Origin of the sequence: Streptomyces sp. NPDC058955, from assembly GCF_042741435.1 — a bacterium.
In the GTDB taxonomy this organism is placed as follows: Bacteria; Actinomycetota; Actinomycetes; order Streptomycetales; family Streptomycetaceae; genus Streptomyces.
Genome location: NZ_JBHYKM010000013.1, coordinates 19,089 through 26,701, shown reverse-complemented (window position 1 = coordinate 26,701; position 7,613 = coordinate 19,089). Strand labels below are relative to the sequence as shown.

At 72.8% G+C, this 7,613-nt stretch carries 4 protein-coding genes; all 4 read right to left on the bottom strand.

What is annotated here, in order from left to right:
* Positions 1-143: 143 nt before the first annotated feature.
* Positions 144-2,768 (bottom strand): RICIN domain-containing protein, encoded by a 2,625-nt coding sequence (locus ACFW1I_RS08245; protein WP_384667372.1) that lies wholly within the window; start codon positions 2,766-2,768, stop codon positions 144-146.
* A gap of 75 nt (positions 2,769-2,843) precedes the next feature.
* Positions 2,844-5,210: a non-reducing end alpha-L-arabinofuranosidase family hydrolase gene (locus ACFW1I_RS08240; protein ID WP_384667370.1), complete on the bottom strand. Its 2,367-nt coding sequence runs from the start codon at positions 5,208-5,210 to the stop codon at positions 2,844-2,846.
* Positions 5,211-5,480: 270 nt separating this feature from the next.
* Complete coding sequence (locus ACFW1I_RS08235; RefSeq protein ID WP_384667368.1) at positions 5,481-7,070, bottom strand: sigma-70 family RNA polymerase sigma factor; 1,590 nt, start codon at positions 7,068-7,070, stop codon at positions 5,481-5,483.
* 87 nt (positions 7,071-7,157) lie between these two features.
* The gene (locus ACFW1I_RS08230; RefSeq protein ID WP_384667365.1) at positions 7,158-7,520 is read right to left on the bottom strand and encodes a DUF1304 domain-containing protein; all 363 of its coding nucleotides are present in this window, start codon (positions 7,518-7,520) and stop codon (positions 7,158-7,160) included.
* Positions 7,521-7,613: the final 93 nt, after the last annotated feature.

Sequence of the window (7,613 nt, the reverse complement as noted above, 5' to 3'; positions counted from 1 at the left end):
CCGGCGCTAAAGTTTCTCGCCCGCGGGCCCCCGCCCGCCGGGGCCCCCCCCCGCCCGCGCGGCGGCGCCCCCCCCCCCCCCGGGTGGGCGCGCGGGGGGGCCCGCGGGCGAAGGTGCCCGCGGCCCCGCTCAGGGCTTCGGGGTCAGGACGGGTCGCCGTACTGGAGGCCGCGTCCGTTGGTGCCGATGTAGACGCGGCCGAAGGTGTCGGGATCGCCGGTGACGACGCCGGGGCCGGTGATGTTGCCCCACTGGTGGGCGTCGTCGTTGACGCGGATCCAGGTGGCGCCCTTGTCGGTGGAGCGGAAGACTCCGGCGACGTCCTTGACCGTGCCGATCAGGTACAGGGCCTGGTAGGAGGCGCCCGGCGCCGCCTTGCCGAAGCCCAGGGCGGAGGCGGACTTCACCGTGCTGAGCGTGGTGAAGGTGCGGCCGCCGTCGGTGGAGTGCAGCAGCCCCTTGCCGCCGTCGGCGATCCACAGGTCCCCGGCGATGCCGGGGACGGCCGTGAGCCGACCGGAGGGCAGGCCGGACGCGCGGGCGGTGAAGGTCGCGCCGCCGTCCGTGCTGGCGTAGAGGGTGCCGCCGGCCAGCGAGTAGAAGGTACCGGCCGAGGAGCGGTCGGCGACGACCACGGCGCCGGTGCCCAGGCCGCCGACCTTCGACCAGGTCGTTCCCTTGTCGGTGGAGCGGTACGGGGCCTGGCCGGCCTGGGTCCAGACGATGGTCCTGCCGTCCGCCGCGAGCGCGACATGGCCGTCCTGGGCGTCGCGCACCGGCTCCGCCGTGAAGCCCTTCCAGGTGGTGCCGCCGTCGGTGGAGTAGGCGCCGTCCTGCGCGCCGCCCCGGCCGACGCGGACCATCGTCGTGGGGTTCGCCTGGGCGAAGTCGATGTCGGTGCTGTTGGCCATCGTCGGGTTGCTCAGCCGCCCGGCGGGCACCGTGGTCAGGGAGTCGTGGCGGAAGCCGCCCTGGTCGCCCATGGCGGTGACGACGGTGGCGCCGCCGGGCGGGGCGATCGCGTCCATCAGCGCGGTCTCCTCGAGACCGCGCGCGCCCGGGGTCCAGTGGCTGGTGCCGCCGCTGTCGGTGGCGGCGGCGTCCTTGCTGCGCCAGATGCCGTTGCCGGTGCCGTACAGCACGTGCCCGGAGTCGAAGGGGTCGATGGCCAGCGCGGTCATCCAGTGCCCGGTGTGGGTGGTGACGTACGGAGCGGCCGAGGCGTTCCGTACCGACTTGTCGGCCAGGGCCGTCCACGTCGTGCCGCCGTCGGTGGTGCGGTAGATCTCGTCCTCGGGCCACCAGCGGTCGAGGGTGGTGACCATCACCGTGGACGGCTTCCGCGGGTCGACGGCCAGACCGGAGAACCCGTAGCCGCCCCGGGACGGCGAGATGTCCTTCCAGGCCCCGCCGGACGGGGTGTGCTTCCACACCGAGCCCGCCGTCACGCCGTTGGGCCCGAGGTCGTCGGTGTACGTCAGGTACAGCGAGCCGTCGCCGGACACCACGCCGTGCTGCGGCATCTGGCCGGTGGGCTGCCCGGGGACGGCCTGCCAGGTGCCGCCGCCGTCGGTGGAGCGGTACAGGGAGGTGGACCTGTCGGCGACGCCGACGTAGATCGTCCTGCTGCCGGCCGGACCGTACGTCACGAACGAGATGCCCGCGCCGCTGCCCGCCCCGTCCTTGACGGGGAACGAGGAGACCTGGCGCCAGGTCGTGCCGTGGTCGGTGCTGCGCCACAGGCCGTTCTTGCGGGTGCCGAGGAGCAGGGTGCCGGGGTTCGAGGGGTCGATCACCAGCCGTTCGCCCGCGCCGCGGCCGGACTCGTTGGCGCCCAGCTTGAAGGGCAGGTCGGTGCGCTGGAAGGTGCGTCCCCGGTCGGTGGAGCGCAGGATCGCGCCGTTGCCGGCCCATTCGTTGGTGTAGGTGCCGGCCGCGAGGTAGAGCCGGTCGGGTGCGACGGGGTCGGTGGCCACCGCGTCGATGCCCAGCAGGTTCCAGTCCTTGTCGCCGACCCAGTCCGTCAGCGGGATCCACTGCTCGGCCGCGGCGTCCCAGCGGTAGGCGCCGCCCATGTCGGTGCGCGCGTACAGCAGGCCCTTCTCGCGCGGGTTGAACACCAGGCCGGTGACGTAACCGCCGCCGACCACCTGGGCGTTCTTCCACCTGTACGGTCCGGCCGCCTCGGTCTGGGTGCCGGTCACCTCGACCAGCTTCCACTGCTGGTTGGTGCTGCCCTTGCCGGAGTACTGGATGATCGCCGCGCCGTCGGCCGTGGACGCTCCGTGGACGTCCAGGACCAGGCCGCTGGCGCGGGAGGTGAAGGTGACGGCGTCGGACCCGCTCACGTCGTCGATCCGCCACTCCTGGGAGGCGGAGGAGCTGTCGGTCTGCTGCTCTGCGGCGGCCGACTGGGCGGTGGAGCCGCCGGCTATGCCCAGCACCTTGCCGCTGTTGCGGTTCACCAGCTCGTAGTAGCCGTTTCCGGTGGACCTCAGTCGCCACTGCTGGTTGGCGGTGTTCTGGTCGGTCCACTGGTGGATGCGGGTGCCGTCGGCCGTGGAGAAGCCGTTGACGTCGAGGACCTTGCCGCTGCGCACGGAGACCAGCCGGTAGTAGGCGTCGCCGTCGACCGTCGCGGCCTGCGAGTCGTCCTGGGTGAACAGGAGGTACGGCACGACGGCGGCGGGCACTCCGAGCAGCAGGGCGGTGGCGCTCCAGCGGCGGCGGTGACGCCCGCGGCGCCCGCCGTTCGAGGGGTTGTTCATGGGGGGTGTGCTCCTTGTGAAGCCGTGGATCAAGTGGATCGGGGTGGATCAGGTGGATCGGGTGGATCAGGTGGATCAGCGCTGCAGGGTGAGGACACCCGGCCGGTAGGGCAGCCGGTCGTAGGGGCCGCCCGCGGTGGGGGACTTGCCCTGGTAGAGGAACTGCAGGTCGCAGGGGTCGATGGTCATGGTCTGGTCGGGGTTGCTGCGGACCAGATCGCCGTGGCTGATGTCGTCGGTCCAGGTGGCGCCGCTGTTGGCCTTGCCCGCGAAGGGGTTGCTCTCGGTGGCGGCCTGCGGGGTCCACGAGCCGCTCAGGCTGGTCGCGGTGAACGAGCGGAAGTAGCGCCGTTCGTTGGTGCCACGGGCCTCGACGATCATGAGGTACTGGTTCCGGCCCTGGACCTTGTAGACCTGGGGCGCCTCGAACAGGTTCTTCGCCGTGTCGCTCATGACCGTCGTGTACGAGGAGCCGAAGCTGCCCGGGAAGTTCCCGATCGGCATGCTCGCCCGGTAGATCTTGCCGTTGTCACCGGCGAAGAACAGGTACATGTGCGTGCCGTCGGCGATCAGGGTCTGGTCGATCGGGCCGGTGCCGGAGTCGGGGAGGCTCCCGGTGAACAGCGGTCGCGGCGCGGACCAGCCGTCGGGGTCGGTGGGGTCGCTGGACGTGCGGTAGCTGAAGGGCGACGCGCCCCACTGGTACGCCAGGACCCAGATCTTCTTGGGCGCGAAGTAGAAGAGCGTGGGCGCCACCGCGTTCTGCTTCATCCCGGTCTGCCCGGCCGATGCCATGTCCGACCACTGCGTGAAGGGGCTGAACGCCATCGAGCCGTAGGAGGTCCCCGACGCGCTCGACGCGTAGACCAGGTGCTTGCCGCCCAGCACCACGTGGGTGAAGTCCTTCACCGCCGCCCAGCCGTTCCTCGGCTGCGCGAGGGCGCCCGTCGAACGCCACTTGTACGTCGACGGGAGGGCGCACGTGCCGCCGCCCGTCCCGGACGGGCCGGTCCACTTCTGGTTGGCGACGGACGCGCAGGCGTGCAGCTGGATCCAGGTGCCGTTCGCGGTGGCCGCGCCGACGGCGTCGAGGCAGAGCCCGGACTGGACGCCGGTGATCGTGCCGTCGGTGTTGACGTTCCACTGCTGGTTGGCGCCGCCGTTGCAGTCCCAGACGACCACCGGGGTGCCGTTGGTGGTGCCCTTGCCCTTGGCGTCCAGGCACCTGCCGTCGTGGGCCTTCAGCTGCTTGGCACCGGTGTACGTCCAGCGCTGGCCGGTCCGGCCGGAGCAGTCCCACAGCTGTGCCCGGGTGCCGTTGGCGGTGGCGCCGGCGGAGGCGGGGACGTCGACGCAGCGGCCGGAGGCCACGCCCTTGAGCTCCCCGGTGCGGACGGGCGGCTCGACCGGGGTGGTGCCGGAGCCCGCCTTGAGCGCGTCCAGGACGGCGGTGTACGCGGGCTTGGGCTTGCCTGCGGCGTCGAACAGCAGGGGGCTCTCCCCGCTGCGCCAGGAGTCGCTGTCGCGGACGCCCCACACCGTGATGCCGGTGCACCGCGCCACGGACAGGCACGCGCCGACCGCGTTCGCGTAGTGCGCGGGTGACGCCTGGGCGATGTCCAGCTCGGTGATCTGCACGTCGACGCCCAGGGCGGCGAAGCCGGCCAGGGTCGTCCTGAAGCTCGCCGGCGGGCCGCCCGCGCCGAAGTGGCTCTGGAAGCCGACGCAGTCGAGGGGCACGCCACGGGACTTGAAGTCCTTGACCATGCGGTAGACGCCCTGGGTCTTGGCGTCCGACCAGTTCTCGATGTTGTAGTCGTTGTAGCAGAGCTTGGCCGAGGGGTCGGCCGCACGGGCGGTGCGGAACGCCTCCTCGATGAAGCCGTCGCCCAGCACGTCGCGGAAGACCGAGCCGCGGAGCCGGCCGCTGCCGCCGTCCTCGAACGCCTCGTTGACCACGTCCCAGGCGTAGATCTTGCCCTTGAAGTGGGTCATCTGGGTGGTGATGTGATGGTTCATCACGCCGCGCAGGGTCTTCGCGTCGCGGATGGACCTGACCCAGGCCGGAAGCTGCGAGTGCCAGACGGTGGTGTGGCCGCGCAGGCGCTGGCCGCGGGCCAGGGCGCGCTCGACGATCCGGTCCGCGGGGCCGAAGGTGAAGGTGCCGCGGGACGGTTCGACGGCGTCCCACTTCATCTCGTTCTCCGGGGTGACCATGTTGAACTCCCGGTCCGAGATCGCGGTGTACGCGGAGTCTCCGAGCCTGCCGGCGGCCACGGCGGTGCCGAAGTACCGGCCCGAGGGCGCCGCCTGGGTGCCCAGGGAGGCGGCTCCGGCGGAGCTGGGGAGGAGCGTCAGGGCGGCCCCGGCCACCACCGCGGCGGCCGTCAGTCCCGTCACCAGGGTGCGGCGCCGCCGGCGGAGCCGGTGCAGGCCCTTCACGAGGTGCCTCGGAGGTCGCGGTCGACAGGGGTGTGTCGCGTCATGGGAAGGCCTTCTTCAGGGGATACGTCGGTGGGGGAAGGTCCCCCCTGAAGTGGAGGCCGCCGGAGACCCGGCCGCGTAACGGAAAAGTAGCGCCCTCCGGAAAATCGCCCGGTGACGCATGTCTCAGGCGGAAATCGTTATGCCGGGCCCCGCCGTCCGGCCGTCCCCGCGGAACGGGCCAGCCGCGCTCGGCCCCGCCTGGTGGGCGGGGCCCGGGAGCGGTTGTCAGCCCCAGGCGCCGCGCACGACGAAGGACGCCTGGCCGGCGAAGGCCGGTGTGCCGTCGGAGCCGTCGAGCCGGATGGCGCCGTCACGGTGGCGGAGGACCGACTCGGGGTAGTTGTGCGCGTGCAGCGTCACCGACCCCGCGGCCGCCCCGGGGCGCGGGCAGAAGGTCGCGTCCTCGCGGAACAGCGCGCTGCCGTCGTCGGTGCTCAGCCGCAGCCGCAGGTAGTGGTGGCGGAGGTACCGGCCGTCGGCGGCGCGGAAGGTGACGCACCGCGGGTCGGCCAGCCCCTCGACGACCGTGAAGGTGCCCCGCTGCCGGACCTGCGCTCCGCTGGAGGCGGAGACGCGGCCGAGGGTCGCGAAGTCGCCGTCGTAGGTGACGAACAGGCCGGGTAGGTCCACGGACTCCAGCGACCGGGCGCCCAGCGGGACGGTGGCCGGGGTGGCGGACGGAGCAGCCGGGGACGGTGTGTCGGACGGGGACGGTGTGCCGGAAGGAGACGGTGTGTCGGACGGGGCGGTGCGCGACGGGGTCGGCGGGGCGGCGGCGACGGTGGGCGCGGCGGTGACGGCGGGCGCCCGGGGCACCGGCTCGGGCCAGGTGACGTAGGCGGTGGTCCCGGCGACGAGCACCGCGCCGGCGGCGAGGCTCACCAGCGGATGAGCGGTCACGGCCGCCTGGAGCTTGCCGAGAACCGCGCCGTGCAGACCGCCTCCCCCCGTCGCCGTGCCGGCGGCGAAGGATGCCGTGGCCAGCCCGGCGGCGTGCGCCGCGGTGCCCGACAGCAGGCCCTTGGCGACCAGCGCGGAGATCAGGGCGGCCGGGACGGCCAGCGTCGTGAGGCTGAGGGGCAGCAGCTCGGCCGGCACCCGGTCCGTCGTCGTCCCCGCGCAGACCGGGCAGTCGCGGATGTGCCGCGCCATCCGCTTGCGCCACACCGACGCGGGTCGGCCGTCCCAGCCGACGACGGTCTCGCCGAGCCGGGGACAGCGCGGGTCGGCCGCCAGCGCGGTGACGATCGTCCGGCACAGTTCCAGCTGCTCGCGCATGCGCTGCACGCGGACGCCGACGTGGGCGACCGTGAGCCCCGTCGCGGCGGCGACGTCGTCACGGCTCAGCAGTCCGGCGCATTCCTGCCACCAGAGGGACAGCAGCAGCCGGTGGTCCTGATCGAGCCACCGGCCGGCCTCGACGACCCGACGGCGCTCGTCCGAGACGTGCAGCCGCAGGATCGCCACGTCCACGGGTGGGGCGGCGCCGTCGGGTATCTGGCCCGCCTCGTCGATGGCCGTGGTGCGGTCGGCGGCGGCGTGCTTCCGGTACAGGTGGGTGTCGATCTGGCGGAGCGTGATCGACACGAGCCAGGACCGGAAGCTCCCCGGGGTGCGCACGGCGGGCAGGTCGCGCACCACGCGCAGCAGGGTCTCCTGGACGACGTCGTCGACGTCGGCGTGTCCGCTGAGGGCCCGTCCGACGATGTTGTAGACCAACGGCAGGTACGCGGCGATCAGCTCCTCGCGCGCCCGGTCGTCACCCGCCTGCGCCGCGACGACCAGCCTTGCGTGGTCCACATCGATGAGCCCCATACCCGCCTTCTTCAGGGGAGCGATCCGCCGCGTGCGGCGGCCTACCTCGGCGCCCGCAAAGATATACGGCCGAAGGCGGTGCCCCGCTCAGCGGGCGGCCAGCACCAGGGCCAGACCGATCAGCGCCGGGACGGTCTGCACGAAGAGGATCTTCCGGCTGGCCGTGGCGGCACCGTACGCGCCGGCCACGGCCACGCACACCAGGAAGAACACCTTGGCCTGGAAGCCCACGGGGTCGGACGCCACGGCGCCCCACACGAGCCCGGCGGCGAGGAAGCCGTTGTACAGCCCCTGGTTGGCGGCGAGCGCCTTCGTCTCGGCGGCGAAGGCGGCACTGGTCCCGAACGCGGCCCGGGCCTTCGGACCGGTCCACAGGAACATCTCCAGGACCATGATGTAGACGTGGAGCGCGGCGATGAGCAGCACCACGACGGTTGCGGTGATCGACATGTGTTCAAGACTTGCACACGGCACCCGGTGGCCCCCGCGGAGGGGCGACCGGGTGCGACGCGACGGGCCGCGGCGGGCGCGGCGGCGGACCGG